This is a genomic window from Boudabousia liubingyangii (genome assembly GCF_001907245.1).
GTDB classification, from domain to species: domain Bacteria; phylum Actinomycetota; class Actinomycetes; order Actinomycetales; family Actinomycetaceae; genus Boudabousia; species Boudabousia liubingyangii.
Genome location: NZ_MQSU01000001.1, coordinates 111608 through 128967 on the forward strand (window position 1 = coordinate 111608; position 17360 = coordinate 128967).

19 protein-coding genes are annotated in these 17360 nt (G+C 57.4%); 1 reads left to right on the top strand and 18 read right to left on the bottom strand.

The genetic code is table 11. The features are described 5' to 3' along the window. Positions 1 to 55 precede the first annotated feature (55 nt). From rpsQ to BSR28_RS00665, 17 genes are all read right to left on the bottom strand, one after another. Entirely contained in the window at positions 56 to 328 is a 273-nt protein-coding gene (gene rpsQ, locus BSR28_RS00585; protein WP_073708608.1) for a 30S ribosomal protein S17, read from the bottom strand. Between the two features lie 8 nt (positions 329 to 336). Then, positions 337 to 567, bottom strand: coding sequence for a 50S ribosomal protein L29 (gene rpmC / locus BSR28_RS00590; protein ID WP_073708607.1), 231 nt, complete (start codon positions 565 to 567; stop codon positions 337 to 339). After that, a complete protein-coding gene (gene rplP, locus BSR28_RS00595; RefSeq protein WP_073708606.1) occupies positions 567 to 986 on the bottom strand; it encodes a 50S ribosomal protein L16 in 420 nt (139 codons plus the stop codon). Before rplP ends, rpmC begins: the two co-directional genes overlap by 1 nt. 3 nt (positions 987 to 989) lie before the next feature. Next, positions 990 to 1772: a 30S ribosomal protein S3 gene (gene rpsC / locus BSR28_RS00600; RefSeq protein ID WP_073708605.1), complete on the bottom strand. Its 783-nt coding sequence runs from the start codon at positions 1770 to 1772 to the stop codon at positions 990 to 992. Then, positions 1772 to 2143, bottom strand: a complete 372-nt coding sequence (gene rplV, locus BSR28_RS00605; RefSeq protein WP_073708604.1) for a 50S ribosomal protein L22 — start codon at positions 2141 to 2143, stop codon at positions 1772 to 1774. The genes rpsC and rplV overlap by 1 nt, the downstream gene beginning before the upstream one ends. Positions 2144 to 2175: 32 nt before the next feature. Then, positions 2176 to 2457: a 30S ribosomal protein S19 gene (gene rpsS, locus BSR28_RS00610; RefSeq protein ID WP_071163696.1), complete on the bottom strand. Its 282-nt coding sequence runs from the start codon at positions 2455 to 2457 to the stop codon at positions 2176 to 2178. Between the two features lie 12 nt (positions 2458 to 2469). Continuing rightward, positions 2470 to 3306: a 50S ribosomal protein L2 gene (gene rplB / locus BSR28_RS00615; protein WP_073708603.1), complete on the bottom strand. Its 837-nt coding sequence runs from the start codon at positions 3304 to 3306 to the stop codon at positions 2470 to 2472. A gap of 27 nt (positions 3307 to 3333) precedes the next feature. Beyond that, on the bottom strand, positions 3334 to 3636 hold the full coding sequence (rplW, locus tag BSR28_RS00620; protein WP_073708602.1) for a 50S ribosomal protein L23: 303 nt from the start codon (positions 3634 to 3636) through the stop codon (positions 3334 to 3336). Next, on the bottom strand, positions 3633 to 4277 hold the full coding sequence (rplD, locus tag BSR28_RS00625; protein WP_073708601.1) for a 50S ribosomal protein L4: 645 nt from the start codon (positions 4275 to 4277) through the stop codon (positions 3633 to 3635). Before rplD ends, rplW begins: the two co-directional genes overlap by 4 nt. A 2-nt stretch (positions 4278 to 4279) precedes the next feature. Continuing rightward, positions 4280 to 4945 (bottom strand): 50S ribosomal protein L3, encoded by a 666-nt coding sequence (rplC, locus tag BSR28_RS00630; protein WP_073708600.1) that lies wholly within the window; start codon positions 4943 to 4945, stop codon positions 4280 to 4282. 10 nt (positions 4946 to 4955) lie between these two features. Next, positions 4956 to 5264 carry a 30S ribosomal protein S10 gene (gene rpsJ / locus BSR28_RS00635; RefSeq protein WP_058237857.1) on the bottom strand — a complete coding sequence of 103 codons (309 nt, stop codon included), beginning with the start codon at positions 5262 to 5264 and terminating at the stop codon, positions 4956 to 4958. Between the two features lie 411 nt (positions 5265 to 5675). Continuing rightward, on the bottom strand, positions 5676 to 6866 hold the full coding sequence (gene tuf, locus BSR28_RS00640) for an elongation factor Tu (protein ID WP_073708599.1): 1191 nt from the start codon (positions 6864 to 6866) through the stop codon (positions 5676 to 5678). A 152-nt stretch (positions 6867 to 7018) separates the two neighbouring features. Continuing rightward, positions 7019 to 9136: an elongation factor G gene (fusA, locus tag BSR28_RS00645; RefSeq protein WP_073708598.1), complete on the bottom strand. Its 2118-nt coding sequence runs from the start codon at positions 9134 to 9136 to the stop codon at positions 7019 to 7021. A 24-nt stretch (positions 9137 to 9160) separates the two neighbouring features. Next, on the bottom strand, positions 9161 to 9631 hold the full coding sequence (gene rpsG, locus BSR28_RS00650; protein ID WP_073708597.1) for a 30S ribosomal protein S7: 471 nt from the start codon (positions 9629 to 9631) through the stop codon (positions 9161 to 9163). Next, positions 9631 to 10005, bottom strand: coding sequence for a 30S ribosomal protein S12 (rpsL, locus tag BSR28_RS00655; RefSeq protein WP_071163687.1), 375 nt, complete (start codon positions 10003 to 10005; stop codon positions 9631 to 9633). The genes rpsG and rpsL overlap by 1 nt, the downstream gene beginning before the upstream one ends. Positions 10006 to 10279: 274 nt before the next feature. Continuing rightward, positions 10280 to 12079, bottom strand: a complete 1800-nt coding sequence (locus tag BSR28_RS00660; RefSeq protein WP_073713029.1) for an ABC transporter ATP-binding protein — start codon at positions 12077 to 12079, stop codon at positions 10280 to 10282. Then, a complete protein-coding gene (locus BSR28_RS00665) occupies positions 12072 to 14171 on the bottom strand; it encodes an ABC transporter ATP-binding protein (RefSeq protein WP_233120575.1) in 2100 nt (699 codons plus the stop codon). The genes BSR28_RS00660 and BSR28_RS00665 overlap by 8 nt, the downstream gene beginning before the upstream one ends. Before the next feature lie 59 nt (positions 14172 to 14230). Between BSR28_RS00665 and BSR28_RS00670 the strand changes: the two genes are divergently transcribed. Then, positions 14231 to 15730 carry a CapA family protein gene (locus BSR28_RS00670; RefSeq protein WP_073713031.1) on the top strand — a complete coding sequence of 500 codons (1500 nt, stop codon included), beginning with the start codon at positions 14231 to 14233 and terminating at the stop codon, positions 15728 to 15730. Positions 15731 to 15742: 12 nt separating this feature from the next. Here the strand turns inward: BSR28_RS00670 and BSR28_RS00675 are convergent, their stop codons facing one another. Then, on the bottom strand, positions 15743 to 17359 hold the full coding sequence (locus tag BSR28_RS00675) for a DUF885 domain-containing protein (RefSeq protein ID WP_073713032.1): 1617 nt from the start codon (positions 17357 to 17359) through the stop codon (positions 15743 to 15745). Position 17360 lies beyond the last annotated feature (1 nt).

Consider the following 17360-nt stretch of genomic DNA (forward strand, 5'->3'; position numbering starts at 1 on the left):
GTTCTCGGTCTTACCCGAGCCTAGCCGAACGGATTATTACAATAGAAAGCAGGTTTTACTTTGCCTTCTCAATGATTTCGACCAGACGCCACCGCTTGGTTGCGGATAGCGGACGGGTCTCCATCACGCGGACCAGGTCTCCAACTTTAGCAATATTGCCTTCGTCGTGAACCTTTAGTTTACTGGTCCGACGTACAACTTTACCGTAAAGCGGGTGCTTTACGCGGTCGATGTATTCAACAACAACCGTCTTGTCCATCTTGTCGCTAACGACGTAGCCGCTGCGAACCTTGCGCTCATTGCGCTCGGGAGTGGTATTTTCGCTCATTTTTGGGCTCACTTAACAGTCGGTGCGGTACGGATGTTCAATTCGCGTTCGCGCGCAATGGTGTAAATGCGTGCAATATCACGTCGGACCTGGCGGATGCGACCAGCAGATTCGGTCGCACCAGCGGCCTGCGCGAAACGCAGATTGAAGAGCTCGGTCTTTGCTTTATCGAGTTCTTCGCGGAGACGGTCGTCGTCCATTTTGTCTAGCTCTACAGCTGACAGGTTTGAGTTAGCCATCAGGCTTCACCACCCTCACGGACCACGAAACGGGTCTTCATCGGGAGCTTGTGCATTGCGCGAAGCATAGCTTCACGTGCCAGGGGCTCAGGAACACCACCGAGTTCGAAAAGGATTCGACCCGGCTTAACATTTGCAACCCACCATTCAACGGAGCCCTTACCGGAACCCATACGGGTTTCAGCAGGCTTCTTGGTCAACGGGCGGTCAGGGAAGATGTTGATCCATACCTTACCACCACGCTTGACGTGACGGGTCATGGCAATACGAGCGGCTTCAATCTGTCGGTTGGTGATGTAAGCCGGCTCGAGAGCCTGGATACCGTAGTCGCCGAATGCGATCTCGGTGCCGCCCTTAGCCACGCCGTGGCGGTTAGGACGGTGCTGCTTGCGGAACTTTGTCCGACGGGGAATAAGCACGACTCAGGCCTCCGTAGGTTTCTCAGTGGCGGCTGCCTGGTTCTGCTGGGCAGATCCGGCATTGCGCTGCGAGTTGCGGCGCTGACCGCGACGGTCATTGCGACGACCGCGAGGAGCTGCTTCTGCCTGCTGGCGTGCGAACTCCTTTTCGGTGACATCGCCCTTGTAAATCCAAACCTTCACGCCAATACGACCGAAGGTGGTGTGGGCCTCGAAGAAGCCGTAGTCAATGTTCGCGCGAAGGGTGTGCAACGGCACGCGGCCTTCACGGTAGAACTCAGAGCGGGACATTTCCGCGCCACCTAGACGACCAGCGCACTGGACACGGATGCCCTTGGCGCCAGCGGACATGGCGGACTGCATTGCCTTACGCATTGCACGACGGAATGACACACGAGCGGATAGCTGTTCAGCAATACCCTGAGCAACAAGCTGAGCGTCGATCTCGGGGTTCTTGACCTCGAGGATGTTTAGCTGAACCTGCTTGCCGGTTAGCTTTTCTAGCTGACCACGTAGGCGGTCCGCCTCGGCGCCACGACGACCGATCACGATACCCGGACGGGCGGTGTGTAGGTCAACGCGGACACGCTCGCGGGTGCGTTCGATGTCCACACGGGAAATCCCGGAGCGTTCCAGGCCTTCCTGTAGGAGGCGACGAATCGCAACGTCTTCCTTTACGTAGTCCGCGTAGGTCTGACCAGGCTTGGTCGAGTCAGCGAACCAGTGAGAACGGTGGTCGGTGGTGATTCCTAGGCGGAACCCAGTGGGGTTAACCTTCTGGCCCATTACTTGGTTCCTTCCTGTTTGTTGTTTACGTCGTCAACAACCACGGTGATGTGGCAGGTCCGCTTGTTGATGCGTCCGGCGCGGCCCTGGGCACGCGGACGGAAACGCTTCATGGTCGGGCCTTCGTCAACGAAAGCTTCCTTGATGTATAGGTCCCCTTCATTGAACTTTTCGCCGGCTGCCTGAGCGGCCTGACGAGCGTTCTCCATCGCGGAAACGACCAACTTGCGGACGTTTACTGCGACGGCCTGCGGCGCAAACTGCAGAATGTCTAGGACGTCGAGAACGCGCTTACCGCGGACGACGTCGACAACACGGCGCGCCTTCTGGGGCGTGACGCGCAGGTAGCGCACCTTCGCCTTGGCTTCCATATTTTGCCTCTTTCTTCCTGTTAAGACGCGCCTCAGCGGCGGCGGCCCTTACGGTCGTCCTTGTCGTGTGAACGGAAGGTACGAGTAGGCGCAAATTCGCCTAGCTTGTGACCAACCATGGATTCGGTGACGAACACCGGTACATGCTTCCGCCCGTCGTGGACGGCGAAGGTGTGCCCCAAGAAATCAGGGGTGATAACCGACCGACGCGACCAGGTCTTGATTACATTTTTTGTGCCAGCTTCGTTCTGAGCGTCAACCTTCTTGTAAAGGTGCTCATCAACGAAGGGGCCTTTTTTCAAACTACGTGCCATGATAATCCCCTATCAGCGCTTCTTGCCGGTCCGACGACGGCGGACAATCAGCTTGTCGCTCGCCTTGTTCTTCTTGCGGGTACGACCCTCAGGCTGACCCCAGGGGCTAACCGGGTGACGACCACCAGAGGTACGGCCTTCACCACCACCGTGCGGGTGGTCAACCGGGTTCATTACAACACCACGTACGTGGGGGCGCTTGCCCTTCCAACGCATACGGCCAGCTTTACCCCAGTTGATGTTGGACTGTTCAGCGTTACCAACTTCGCCAACGGTCGCACGGCAGCGAGCGTCAACGTTGCGGATTTCGCCGGAGGGCATACGCAGCTGAGCGAAGCGGCCTTCCTTAGCGACTAGCTGTACAGAGACACCAGCGGAACGGGCGATCTTAGCGCCGCCACCGGGACGCAGTTCCACAGCGTGGATAACAGTACCCAGCGGGATGTTGCGTAGCGGTAGGTTGTTACCGGGCTTGATGTCGGCGTTGGGGCCCTGTTCGATACGAGCACCCTGAACCAGCTTGGCCGGCGCTAGGATGTAGCGCTTTTCGCCGTCTGCGTAGTGAAGCAGAGCGATGCGAGCGGTGCGGTTGGGGTCATATTCAATGTGGGCAACGGTTGCCGGGATGCCATCTTTGTCATGGCGACGGAAGTCAATGACGCGGTAAGCACGCTTGTGCCCACCACCGCGGTGACGTGAGGTCACGCGACCATTGTTGTTACGACCACCAGTTTTGGTTAGTGGGCGTACCAGAGACTTCTCGGGAGTGGTGCGAGTAATCTCAACGAAGTCCGCCACAGACGAACCGCGGCGACCCGGAGTTGTCGGCTTATATTTACGAATTCCCATAATTTATCTCTACCTTTCGACGGCTTCTCAGCCGATCAGCGCGCCGAAGTCGATGGTACCTTCACGCAGGGTTACAACCGCGCGTTTGGTGTCCTTACGCTTACCAAAGCCGGTCCGAGTACGGACGGTCTTGCCGGGACGGTTCAGGGTGTTTACCGAGGCAACCTTGACACCGAAGATCTTTTCGATAGCGATCTTGATTTCGGTCTTGTTGGCCTTGGGGTCCACGATGAAGGTGTACTTACCCTGGTCTTCCTGCGGCGCGGTCTTTTCGGTGATGACCGGCTTGATGATGATGTCGCGGGGGTTACGCGAAAGTTCGAGGCTCACTTGGATTCCTCCTTGTCATTGCCAAGGAAGGCTGCCAGTGCCTGCTCGGTGAAGATAACGTCGTCCTGAACCAGCACATCGTAGGTGTTTAGCTGGTCGGCCCATAGTAGGTGGACCTCAGGGGCGTTACGTAGTGATAGCTGAGTTAGCTGATCATCACGATCGCAGACGACAACCGCGGTGCGGTTACCAATCACGTTGCGTAGGCTCTCTAGAGCTGCCTTGGTGGAAGGCTTGTCATCACCGATGAAACCGGTAACGACGTGTACACGACCAGCGCGAGCGCGATCGGACAGAGCGCCGCGTAGAGCAGCAGCCTTCATCTTCTTGGGGGTGCGCTGTGCGTAGGAACGCGACTGCGGACCGTGGACAATGCCACCGCCGGTGTAGTGAGGTGCACGGATTGAACCCTGACGGGCGTTACCGGTTCCCTTCTGACGGTAAGGCTTACGCCCACCACCGCGGACTTCACCGCGAGATTTAACCGCGTGGGTACCCTGACGGGCGGCGGCTAGCTGTGCAACGACAACCTGGTGGATGAGCGGAATGTTGGTGACAGCATCAAAAACTTCACCGGGCAGTTCGGCCTTGCCGGCTGCCTTCCCCGCGTAGTCGAGGATTTCAACGGTCATGTTAGCCATAATCACGCACCCTTCACTGCGGAGCGGACCACGACGACGCCGTTCTTAGGACCGGGAATTGCGCCGGAAATCAGCAGCAGGCCCTTCTCGGTGTCAACAGCGTGGACCGTTAGGTTCTGGACGGAGCGGCGCACACCACCCATACGACCAGCCATGCGCAGACCCTTGAACACACGTCCAGGAGTTGCACAAGCACCAATCGAACCGGGCTTGCGGTGGTTGCGGTGAGCACCGTGGGAGGATGAAACACCGGCGAAGCCGTGGCGCTTCATAACACCGGCGAAACCTTTACCCTTAGTGGTGCCGGATACGTCAACCTTGGTGCCAGCGGCGAAAGTATCTGCGCCTAGTTCCTGACCAAGGGAGTATTCTTCAGCATCCGAAGTGCGGATTTCAGTTAGGTGACGGCGAGGGGCGACCCCTGCCTTTTCAAAGTGACCGGCTAGCGGCTTGGTCACTTTACGAGTATCGATCTGGCCAAAGCCCAGCTGGACCGCGGTGTAACCGTCGGTGTCCAGGGTGCGCACCTGCGTAACAACGTTGGTGTCCACCTGCACAACCGTGATGGGAACGAGACGACCGTCTTCGTTCCAGACCTGGGTCATGCCGAGCTTACGACCGATTAGCGCCTTAACGGGCGCAGTCGCTTGCTTGGAGTTCGTAGTCATTACAGGTTCCTCAGAGCTTAATCTCGATGTTTACGTCAGCGGGCAGATCTAGACGCATAAGTGAATCTACTGCCTTGGGCGTTGGGTCAATAATGTCAATTAGACGCTTGTGAGTACGCATTTCAAAGTGCTCACGGCTGTCCTTGTATTTGTGGGGAGAACGAATTACAACGAAGACGTTCTTCTCAGTCGGCAGGGGCACGGGGCCTACGACGGTTGCGCCTGCGCGCTGTACCGTCTCGACGATCTTACGTGCCGAGCTGTCAATGACCTCGTGGTCATAAGACTTGAGCCGAATGCGGATTTTTTGTCCCGCCATGCGGTCTTACCTCTCTCGTACTTAAACAAGTAATGCCATTGCGTTCGTTCCCGAACGATATCCACGACTTGTTTCATCAAAACAACGTGGGTCAAATGCGGCTTAGCATGAAACTAAGGCACACGACCGTAAGCAACCTAGGTATATTTCTAGGCAACTGTTCAAGTCTCGCAGTAAATCAAGGGAAATGCAAGTCCGATGTGATGTGATTTCCCGTACCCCGCGCTCGCGCGTGTCGCGATTGCAAGGTGAGGTAGACCATAGGCCTATATCCCCTCGCTTACCCACTCTCCCCTACCAGCGACGACTTCTGGCCGTATGGTGCGGAAAGCGGTACTTTTCGATTTTTAAATAAACGAAGAGGGTGACCCCCAAAGGAGTCACCCTCTAACGTTTTAGCTAGCTACTAGATCACTTGATGATCTTGGTAACACGGCCGGAGCCAACGGTGCGGCCACCCTCACGGATAGCGAAGCCGAGGCCTTCTTCCATGGCGATGGGCTGAATCAAGGTCACGGAGATTTCGGTGGTGTCACCAGGCATAACCATTTCCTTGCCTTCAGGCAGGGTGATAACGCCGGTCACGTCAGTGGTACGGAAGTAGAACTGAGGACGGTAGTTGCTGTAGAAGCTCTTGTGACGTCCGCCTTCTTCCTTCTTCAGGATGTAGACCTGACCTTCGAATTCGGTGTGGGGGGTGATGGTGCCAGGCTGAGCAACAACCTGACCACGTTCGACCTCGTCACGCTTGGTGCCACGTAGCAATAGGCCACAGTTTTCGCCGGCCCATGCTTCGTCCATCTGCTTGTGGAACATTTCGATACCGGTAACGGTGGTCTTCTGCGGTTCGCGGATACCTAGGATTTCAACTTCGGAGTTGATGGCTAGCTTGCCACGTTCCACACGACCGGTGACAACGGTGCCACGGCCGGTAATGGTGAAGACGTCTTCGATCGGCATTAGGAAGGGCTTGTCCATGTCACGAACCGGTTCCGGAACGTTCTCGTCGACAGCTTCCATTAGTTCGGCAACCTTAGCGGCCCATTCAGCGTCGCCTTCTAGAGCCTTTAGAGCGGAAACCTGGACAACGGGAGCGTTGTCGCCGTCGAAGCCCTGGTCGTTTAGTAGGTCACGAACTTCTTCTTCAACTAGTTCTAGCATGTCGGGGTCGTCAACCATGTCGGCCTTGTTTAGGGCGACTAGTAGGTAAGGAACGCCGACCTGCTTGGCTAGTAGAACGTGCTCGCGGGTCTGAGCCATGGGGCCGTCGGTGGCGGCAACTACTAGGATAGCGCCGTCCATCTGAGCTGCACCGGTAATCATGTTCTTGATGTAGTCGGCGTGGCCCGGGGCGTCAACGTGAGCGTAGTGACGCTTTTCGGTCTGGTATTCAACGTGGGAAACGTTGATGGTAATACCACGGTCGCGCTCTTCAGGAGCGTTGTCGACCTGGTCGAAGGGGGTGAATTCGTTTAGGTCCGGGTACTTGTCGTGTAGAACCTTGGTGATTGCTGCAGTCAACGTGGTCTTACCGTGGTCAACGTGACCGATGGTACCGATGTTAACGTGCGGCTTAGTGCGTTCGAACTTGGCCTTTGCCACTTGTGTCCTCCTGGACTAGGGTAGATTGTTTTCTCAGCCTTAGGCAGATATTAGCGTAACACCTAAAGGCGATGAGTGCCTACCAGATTGATTATTTTACTGGTGGGAAGTGACGGCATCCACTAAAGACACCGTCACATCCCGGGTGGGACTCATTCGCCCCGGTTCTTAGCGATGATTTCTTCAGCCACGTTACGCGGAACTTCCGCGTAGGAGTCGAAGGTCATCGTGTACATCGCGCGACCCTGCGTCTTGGAACGCAGGTCACCGACGTAACCAAACATTTCCGATAGCGGTACCTGAGCGCGGACAACCTTAGCGCCGGCGATGTCATCCATGGACTGGATAGCACCACGACGGGAGTTAAGGTCACCAATAACGTCGCCCATGTACTCTTCGGGGGTACGGACTTCCACGGCCATGATGGGCTCGAGGAGGACCGGGTTGGCGCGCTTGGCGCCTTCCTTCAGAACCATGTTACCGGCAATCTTGAACGCCATTTCTGACGAGTCAACGTCGTGGTATGCACCGTCGACGAGGATTGCCTTGATTCCAACTAGCGGGTAGCCAGCTAGAACACCGTTCTGCATTGCTTCTTGGATACCAGCGTCAACGGACGGGATGTATTCGCGAGGAATACGGCCACCGGTAACCTGGTCGACGAACTCGTACATTTCTTCGGAGTCCATCGGTAGGGGTTCAAAGCTGACCTGAACCTTAGCGAACTGACCGGAACCACCGGTCTGCTTCTTGTGGGTGTAGTCAACTTTTTCAACCGACTTGCGGATGGTTTCGCGGTAGGCAACCTGGGGCTTACCCACGTTAGCTTCAACCTTGAACTCACGACGCATACGGTCGACGAGGATGTCTAGGTGAAGTTCGCCCATACCACCGATAACGGTCTGGCCGGTTTCTTCGTCTAGACGGACGGTGAAGGTCGGGTCTTCTTCAGCTAGCTTCTGAATAGCAACGCCGAGCTTTTCCTGGTCACCCTTGGTCTTCGGTTCGATAGCCACGTGAATAACGGGCTCCGGGAAGGTCATGGATTCTAGGATGATCGGCTTGTCAATGGCGGATAGGGTGTCACCAGTGGTGGTGTCCTTTAGGCCAATAACAGCGTAGATGTGACCAGCGTGTGCCACGTCCACCGGGTTTTCCTTGTTGGAGTGCATCTGGAAGATCTTACCGATGCGTTCCTTCTTACCCTTGGTGGAGTTGACAACCTGTGCGCCTGCTTCGACGGAGCCGGAGTAAACGCGGATGAAGGTTAGCTTGCCGTAGAAGGGGTGTGCAGCAATCTTGAAGGCTAGAGCTGAGAAGGGCTCTTCTTCCTTAGCTGCACGGGTTAGGGTCTCTTCTTCGTTGCCTACTGCGTGACCTTCCACGTCGGGAATGTCTAGCGGTGAGGGTAGGAAGTCGATGACGGCGTCTAGGACCGGCTGGACACCCTTGTTCTTGAAGGCGGAGCCACAGTAAACAGGGAAGATTTCGCCGGCGATTACCTGCTTGCGAATGCCTTCGACGATTTCTTCGTCGGTTAGCTCTTCGCCGCCTAGGTACTTGTCCATGAGTTCTTCGCTGCCTTCAGCAGCGGCTTCGATCATGGCTTCGCGGTATTCTTCAGCCTTTTCCTGTAGGTCGGCAGGAATGTCCGCGTAGGTCACTAGGGAGCCACGGGTTTCGTTGCCGTTTTCGTCCTTCTCGGGGAATAGGACAGCCTGCATACGACGTAGGTCGACAACACCTTCGAAGGTGTTTTCTGCGCCGATGGGCAGTTCCATTACGACCGGCTTGGCACCCAAGCGATCCTTAATGGTCTGTACTGAGAAGTAGAAGTCTGCGCCTAGCTTGTCCATCTTGTTGATGAAGCAGATACGCGGAACGTTGTACTTGTCAGCCTGACGCCATACGGTTTCGGACTGGGGTTCAACACCTTCCTTACCGTCGAACACGGCGACGGCGCCGTCGAGGACGCGCAGGGAGCGCTCAACCTCTACGGTGAAGTCAACGTGACCGGGGGTGTCGATGATGTTGATCTGGTTACCCTTCCAGAAGGAGGTAACAGCTGCGGAGGTAATGGTAATACCACGCTCTTTTTCCTGTTCCATCCAGTCGGTGGTGGATGCACCATCGTGGGTTTCACCGATCTTGTAGTTAATACCGGTGTAGAACAGAATACGTTCGGTTACGGTTGTCTTACCAGCATCGATGTGTGCCATGATGCCGATGTTGCGGACCTTTTTCAGGTCTGTAAGCACTTCAAGTGCCACGGAATACGCCCTTCCTTAGATGGATTACCAGCGGTAGTGAGCGAAGGCCTTGTTGGACTCCGCCATCTTGTGCATGTCTTCACGACGCTTGACAGCAGCACCTAGGCCGTTGGAAGCATCGAGAATTTCGTTCATGAGGCGCTCGGTCATGGTCTTTTCACGACGCTGACGCGAGTAGTCCACCAACCAGCGTAGAGCTAGGGTGGTGGCGCGGGAGGCGCGCACCTCGACGGGGACCTGGTAGGTTGCCCCACCAACACGACGGGAACGAACTTCAAGGGCCGGACGAATGTTGTCCAGAGCGCGCTTGAGTACGGTTACCGGATCCTGTTCGCTACGTTCGCGAACGCCCTCGAGGGCGCCGTAAACGATACGTTCCGCAACGGACTTCTTGCCGTCTAGCAGCACGCGGTTAACGAGCTGGGTGACAACGGGAGAGCCGTATACGGGATCTACAACTAGGGGGCGCTTGGGAGCTGGGCCTTTACGTGGCATTACTTCTTCTCCTTCTTTGCGCCGTAGCGGGAACGAGCCTGCTGGCGGTTACGGACACCCTGGGTGTCTAGCGCGCCACGGACGATACGGTAACGGACACCGGGGAGGTCCTTAACACGACCACCGCGGACCAATACGATCGAGTGTTCCTGCAGGTTGTGGCCTTCACCGGGGATGTAGGCGGTAACTTCGATTCCGCTGGAAAGGCGCACACGGGCAACCTTACGTAGCGCGGAGTTCGGCTTCTTAGGGGTAGTGGTGTAAACGCGGGTGCAAACACCGCGACGCTGGGGCGAGCCCTTTAGCGCGGGGGTCTTGACCTTGGAGCGCTTCACGCTGCGGCCCTTACGGACCAGCTGCTGAATAGTAGGCACTATTTCTCCGTCTTTTAGATTTTCGGACATTTACTTAAACTAATGCGCGACCTGTTTGCCCTATATTCTGCGCGCACACTGCTCCGCAGTAAGGGCCGGCCCGCCTGACCCCGTAGGGTGACGTCCGGAGCTCCGACGAAGCATGGAGCCCGCGTACCAGTCAAACTGGTAACGAAACTAGGGCCCGCAGGTGGCGGGCACCGAGTGCAAGACTATCAAAGAAGCGTCAACAGCGTCAAGGTAGGGGCAAGTGCACCGGCTCACTAGTTCCTCCCTAACGGTACTGTCCCGCCTGCATTTCGTACAGTTCCGCATACAGTCCCTGCTTCGCCATGAGCTCTTCATGGGTACCGACTTCTCTAATCTGGCCTTTATCGAGGACAACGATGAGGTCGGCATTCGACACCGTGGAGAAGCGGTGGGTAATGAGTAGGCAGATCCCACCGTGCGCACGAACATTCTGTGCCGAGCGGGCGTAGCTTTCGAACAGGGCGGTTTCTGCCAGGGCATCCATGGCACTGGTCGGTTCATCGAGGATCAGCAGTGCCGGGCTAGGATGCACCATCCCCCTAGCAATAGCTATGCGCTGCCACTGTCCGCCAGAGAGGTTCCGCTCTCCCCTTTCCTTACCCAGTTCGGTATCCAGCCCCTGCGGCAAAGTGGCGGGGAATTCCGGGACGCCCGCAGCGCTAAGGGCCTCTTCCACGCTTAGGGGCTCTACGCCCTCGGGTAGATTCATACCACCTAGTTCGATCCCCTCCCGCAGGGTCAGTTCAAAGTTATGGTGGTCTTGGAAGGCGCCCGACCCGTGTTTACGCCAGGTTTCTAGGTCGAGGGCGCTTAAAGGCTTTCCGCCAACTAGGATTTCTCCTTCGGTCGGGTCATACATTCCTAGTAGCAGGTTCGCTAGGGTGGTTTTTCCCGAACCGTTTTCCCCAACCACGGCGATCACTTGGCCGGGTTGGAGACTTAGGTTTAGATCTTTGAGGGCAGGTTTTTCTGCCTGCGGGTAGCTGAAACTTAGGTGCTTAAGCTCAATCGGCCAACCCTTACCCGCAGTAGGTAGGTTTTGGGTGCTTTGGTGCGCGGCGTCCTCGTCTGAAATGTAATCGCAGAACCAGCGGTAGCGCCCAACGATGCGTAGGACTCGGGTCAGGCTGGACCATTGGTAAGAGATGTTAAGGAAGGCGCGCTGCATGGTCAGCAGGACGGCAATCACGCCGGAAAGGGTGGCGACGCTGACGGTACCAGCCTGAACTAAAGCGATGTAGTGCCAGAGCATGACCACGGAAACGACGGAATAGAAGGTAAAGGCGAGGGATTCGAAAACTTTACCCTTCAAGGCTGCCTTAACGAACGGGCCAAGCCAGGCTTGCATAGTGGCGCTGATGCGCTCAAGGAAGGCTGGCTGGGCTTGGCGGAGGCGGATTTCTGCGCCGGCACTGCTTTCCGCGATTATTTGGTCGAGGTGGATGATCAGTTTTGATCCTTGGGCGGATTCGTCCTCGGCTTGCTCGTCCCACTTCGAGGACAGCTTCCCCATATAGGTCAGCGGCAGGGCCGCCAGAATCACGAAGATTAAGCGCCAGTCAACCAGCAAGGCTCCAACCACCGCTAGGGTGGGTCGGTAGATCATGCTGAGGGAGTTCATCAGGATATTGAAGGCCTGGCCCAGCAGACCGGTTTGGTCCAGCATTTCGCGGACTTTGGACTGCGCTTCGGCGTCGTCATGCAGTTTGAGGGTAGGTACGTGACTCATCTTCTGGGCGATGTCGTGATCGTAGTAGTTGATCAGCTTTTCCATCAGCAAGATGCGGGCGTTAAGACCTATCAAAGCGAGGAAGGTCGACCCAACTTGGCTGAAAAGTAGCAGCGCTAGGGCGGTGATTGACAGGGCCAGATTCTTGGCAACGACGCCGGCAACAAGCAGGGTGATAAACCAGGGGCTAAGGCCACTCATGGCCTGCCAGAAGTATTCCGCGACCGCCCAGATGAGCGCGCTGGGGTGAAGGCGCCAGGCAGTTTTGAGGTAGGGGCGGATTTCCTTTAGACCCAGGCGGGTTAGCTCATTCATGTGAAGCCTCCCGGGTTTCTGGCGCGGGGCTGGTAGGTTCCGGTGATGACTGGTTGGTATTGGAGGGCGAGGTGGTATCCCCGGGTGCTGGCTGGCCAGCCTCGGGGGCGGTTGCGTCCTCGGCTGCTTCAACGGTGCCACTGCGCAGATACTGCTCGGACTGCTTTTGGAATAGCTGAGCATAGAGCCCACCGGCGGCTAAAAGTTCCGCGTGGGTTCCGGATTCGCTAACCTGTCCCCCATCGATCACCACGATCCGGTCCGCGTGACGCACCGTGGAAAGACGGTGTGACACCAAGATGGTGGTCTGGTTTTGGGTCAGACGCCTAAAATCGGCGAAAAGTTCCGCTTCGACCCGCACGTCTAGGGCGGCCGTTGGTTCGTCGAGGACGATCAGACCGGCTTGCGTCTGAGTAGGCTCTTCACTTCCAGTTACGGAAGTGCCCGCGGGTGAAAGTTCCGAGGTATGCAAACCCGCGGGCGAAAGTTCCGTGGTTTTCGTCCCCGTTCCACTGGCATTAGGGGCGACCTGGGAGAGCGTCCGAGCTAGCGCCACGCGCTGCCATTGCCCACCCGAGAGGTCCGTGCCATTTTCATAGGCATTGTTCATGACGGTGCCCGGATCCGGAATCCGTTCCACTAGCGCTTGCGCGCCAACTTCCTTCAGTTGCTTGACCGCTTGCTCTGCTACTTCAGGGCTTAAAAGCCGCTCTGGGTAGATATTCTCTGCCAAGCTCAGGTGATAGCGCGGGAAGTCCTGGAACATCACGGAGATACTGGCGTTTTGAGCAGCTTGAGTAGCGGGCTGACCGCCAACCATGATTGTGCCCGCAGTGGGCTGATATAGGCCCGAAAGCAGTTTGATCAGGGTTGATTTACCGCAGCCATTCAGACCTACGATTGCCAGGTTTTCTCCCGGCGTAATACTTAGGTTTAAGCCTTTAAGGACTTCTTCTTCACTACCGGGATAGCTGAAGTGCAGGTCATTGATTTCTACGCCGAGGGCGCCTCCGGGCGTCCCCGCTGATGCGGCGGCATTTCGGGATTCTGGTTTGGAATACTCGACGGAGTCACCTAGCTGCTGGCTAGCTGACCTCTCTTGCGCCGCCCGGGATATTTGCTGGAGTTCTTCTAGGGCCTTGAGGTTGCGTTGCTGCGTAGCTTTTTGTTCTGACCAGTCCCCCTGCGGCCCCAGACCCTCCATCCGGTCCATAGCGTCGATTAAAGAAGCAGCCAGACCAGCCGAGACCAAGCCATGCCAGAGATCCCAAAGTAGCCAACTAAAGACGATCCCAGCCGCAAGTAAGCTAAATAGCGTGATCAACATAGTGCGGTTCAGAATTCGGCGGCGTTCACGCCACTGATTGTTTTTGCTTTCCTGCCAAAGTTTCATGTAGAAAGCTAGGGACCAGCTCTGCAGGCCAAAGAGCCTCATTTCCCGAGCGGAACTCTTTTCGGTGTTTAGCCGCCTGAAGTACTCTGCCCTAGTCTGATTACCGCCACTTTCTTCAGTGAAGACTGAAATCAACGAACGCAGGAACTCTGCGAACACGTTGGCACCAATTAGTAGGGACGTGAGCAGAATCAGCATGGCCAGCGGATGCCACCAAGCTACATAAACGGCTGCCGCTAGGCCAAAAGCACGCTTTGAGAACATGCTGATGGTCGCGTAGGTTCCCTCCCTAGAGAACCATTCGCGACTATCTGCCGATAGATAGAGGTACTTTTTCTTAAAGTTTGGATCTTCAAGCAGATCAATCTGCTGGGGTTCCAGTACGGTCCGTGCCAGTTGGACCTGGAAATAGCGGTTTACTTCCTTACCCAGGTATTCAGCGGCCAGCTCATTGGCTATTTCCAGTAGGGGCTCAACGACTAAGACCACAGTCAGAATTACCGCCCAGGTCTTCCAAGGAGTCTGATTAAGTAGCGCCGCCAGCAGCTCCCCCATGCTGAAGAACAGCAGAAAGCGCAATACGGGAGCGACTAGGGTGAGTACCGCCCAGAAAAACGTAGTCTTGGGGGCGGCCCGCCAGTAGGTAGAAATCTGGCGCAAATTCCCTTCCATGCCAGCTTTTACCCCTAGTTTACGCATGGGGTAAATCATACCACCTTGTGCCTTAGTTAACAAAAATTCTAGATAGAATAACGCCCATGAGTTTTGTTCAGCAGGCAAATACGGAAGTCCCTAAGAATAGCGCTTCACACACAGGTTCCCCGAATGGGAAGTCAGGTTCAGGTAGCTTCTCTGCCACAGCCACCAATGCGCAGGGTTCTCACACTCCAGCCACCCGCCGAGGGCGCTCCCTGACCATGGCTGCCCTAGTAGTCTCGACACTTATGGTCACCGCCTGCTCCAGCACAGGCACCTTACCGGCACCGGGAAGCTCTAGTTCTAACTCCCCTGCCAGCGCCTCGACCCCATCGGGTACCGTCCCACCCCAAGGCACCGCCACACCGGACCCGGTCAGCACCCCCAACCCAAGCGCAGAAACAACCGCAAGTAGCCCGGAAAATGCTGCCGCGCCCTCGGCAGAAAAGGGCACAGAAACCCAAGCCAACGGCCCCGACGTAACCATTACCATCGCGGCGACCGGCGACATGCTGCCGCACGGGCCGCTAGCCAAGGCCGCCCGCCGACGCGACGGCTCCGTCCACCTACTAGACCGGACCGTTGGGCTTAAACCCTATATTTCCGGGGCCGACCTGGCCCTGTGTCACCTAGAAGTCCCCTTCGCAACCAGTGACCAGAAAATCCAAGACTTCCCCAAGTTTGCGGGCCCGCCCAGCCTGATCGAAGACCTTAAGGACTTCGGGTATGACGGGTGCTCGACCGCCTCGAACCACACTTGGGATCAGGGTGAAGCCGGTGCTGCACGCACCGTCCGGATGATGCAAGACGCGGGTCTGGGTGTGGCCGGCACAAACCTCACCCCAGAACACCAGCCCTACCAGATGTACGTCCTCAACCGAGGCGGCCGCAAGATCAAGATCGCGCACCTGTCCCTCACCTACGGGCACAACTCCTGGCCGATCAGCCAGCTACAACGCGAACCCTGGCGCGTCAACATTAACGACCTGGACCGGACCATCGAAAACGCCCACAAAGCCCGAAAAGCCGGGGCGAACCTGGTGATCGTCTCCATGCACACGGGGGTGGAATGGCAGGCCGAACCCTCACATGACCAGCAGGCCTGGCCCAAACGCCTAGCCGAAAGCGGGGCCGCTGACCTGGTCATCGGGCACCACCCGCACGTCACCCAACAGGCCGGAAAAGTCGAGGTCCCCGGTCGACCCGCACCCGTCTGGGCCTTCTACGGGCTCGGGAACCTGATTTCCGCGCAGGTCGCCAGCCAGGGGGTCCTCACCCAGAGCGGAGTCGTAGGAATCGCGACGCTCACCCTGAACGGGAAGAACCAGGTGATCGCCAGTAGCGCCGCTTGGGAACCCGTCGTACTGGACCGGGCCGGACTGCGGCTCTACACGGCCTCGGCACTAGAAAATGGAACTGGGGACGGCCCGAAACCGGCCACCGCAGGCGCCACCATGCGCAAGTACCTGCAGGCCGCCCGCCAATCCGTCAACGGCACCATGCCCGAAGTGAGCGCACCGCCGAAGAGTAGCGGGCCGGCCCCGACCGTCCTCAAACGCTAAGCGAAGGCAGTTTTAGGCCTGGGAGAGGACCACCTCACGCAGGACACCCAACGGGAGGGAGCCCTCGCGCAAAGCCAGACGGTGGAACTCCTTGAGTTCCCCGGGTCGCTTGGCTAGGAAGTCATCACGCAGCTGTTCCCACAGGCGCTGCCCCACCTTGTACGAGGGTGCTTGGCCCGGCCAGCCCAGGTAGCGGTCCACCTCGAAACGCAAGAAAGCGTCAGACATGGCGACGTTCTGCTTCATGAACTCCCAGGCGTACTGGGCATCCCAGGTCCCCTGGCCGTCTAGGCGCGGCTTACCAAGGTGCACGCCAATATCAAGCACCACGCGGGCGGCGCGCAGACGCTGACCATCCAGCAGGCCCATACGGAAGCCCTGGTCGGGGAAGAAGTCCAGGTCGTCCATTAGCTTTTCCGCGTACAGGGCCCAGCCCTCGGCGTGGCCAGAGTTGAAGCAGAATAGGCGACGCCAACGGTTGAGGTTCTCGGACTCGACCATGGTCTGGCCGATTTGTAGGTGGTGTCCGGGGACGCCCTCGTGGTAGACGGTGGTGAGTTCCTGCCAGGTGACAAAATCTTCCTGACCCGGCGGGACGGACCACCACATGCGACCGGGGCGGCTGAAGTCTTCGGAGGGGCCGGTGTAGAAGATGCCGCCGGTGCCGGCCTTGTCAATACAGCATTCGATCTTTTTGATTTGCTCGGGGATGTCGAAGTGGACGCCGTCCATTTTGGCCACTACCCCATCGGCGGTTTCCTGCATCCAGGCCTGGAGGGCGGGAACACCGTGGAGGGCGTACTTCGGGTCGGCGTTGAGTTTTTCGAAGGCTTCCTCGACGCTGACGCCGGGGCCGTAGAGTTCGCGGGCGATTTCTTCCTGCTGGGCGACGATGCGGGCTAGTTCTTCTTGACCCCATTCGTAGGTTTCGTCAAGGTCGACCTGGTGGCCGACGAACTGGTGGCTGAAGACTTCGTAGCGTTCGCGTCCCACCCCGTCGACGTCCGGGGCGTAGGGGGCGATTTCTTGGGCGAGGAAGTCGGCTAGTTCATCACAGGCGGCCTTACCGGCTTTGATCTGTTCGGGGGTGGCGTTGGCTTCCTTGCCGAAGATATCGAGCAGGGATTCTTCGCGGCTGAGGTCTTTGAGCTGTTCGATTCCTAGGCCTACTTGGCGCTTGGCGGGTAGGACGCCTTTTTCTTTGCCGGCTTTTAGGGTTTCGGCGTAGCCACGGTAGGCTTCGCCCATGCGGGAGATGCGGGCGGCGACGTCGGCTTTGCCTTGGTCGGTGCTCATGTCCATCTGGGAGAGGGTGTCGCGGACGCTCTGGATGGGGCAGGCAATATTGTTTAGGTCGCGGTAGGGTTCTTGGTTTTCGTACCAGGCTAGGTCGACGCCTAGACGGTCAAGGAGCGCGATCTTGGTGACTTCTTGACTGTGGTTTTCGGGTTCGGCTGCTTTTGCGGCTTTTAGGGTATTTTCGACGAGGTCGCGGACGGCCTCTACCCCGGCGGGTGAGTAGTCGGTCCAGCGGTCTTGGTTTTCGGGTAGGCCTAGGGCGGTGGCCGTTTCGGGTGAAAGCTTGACAGAGTCTTCCACGTACTTTTCTGCAATTTGGTCAATGTTCATG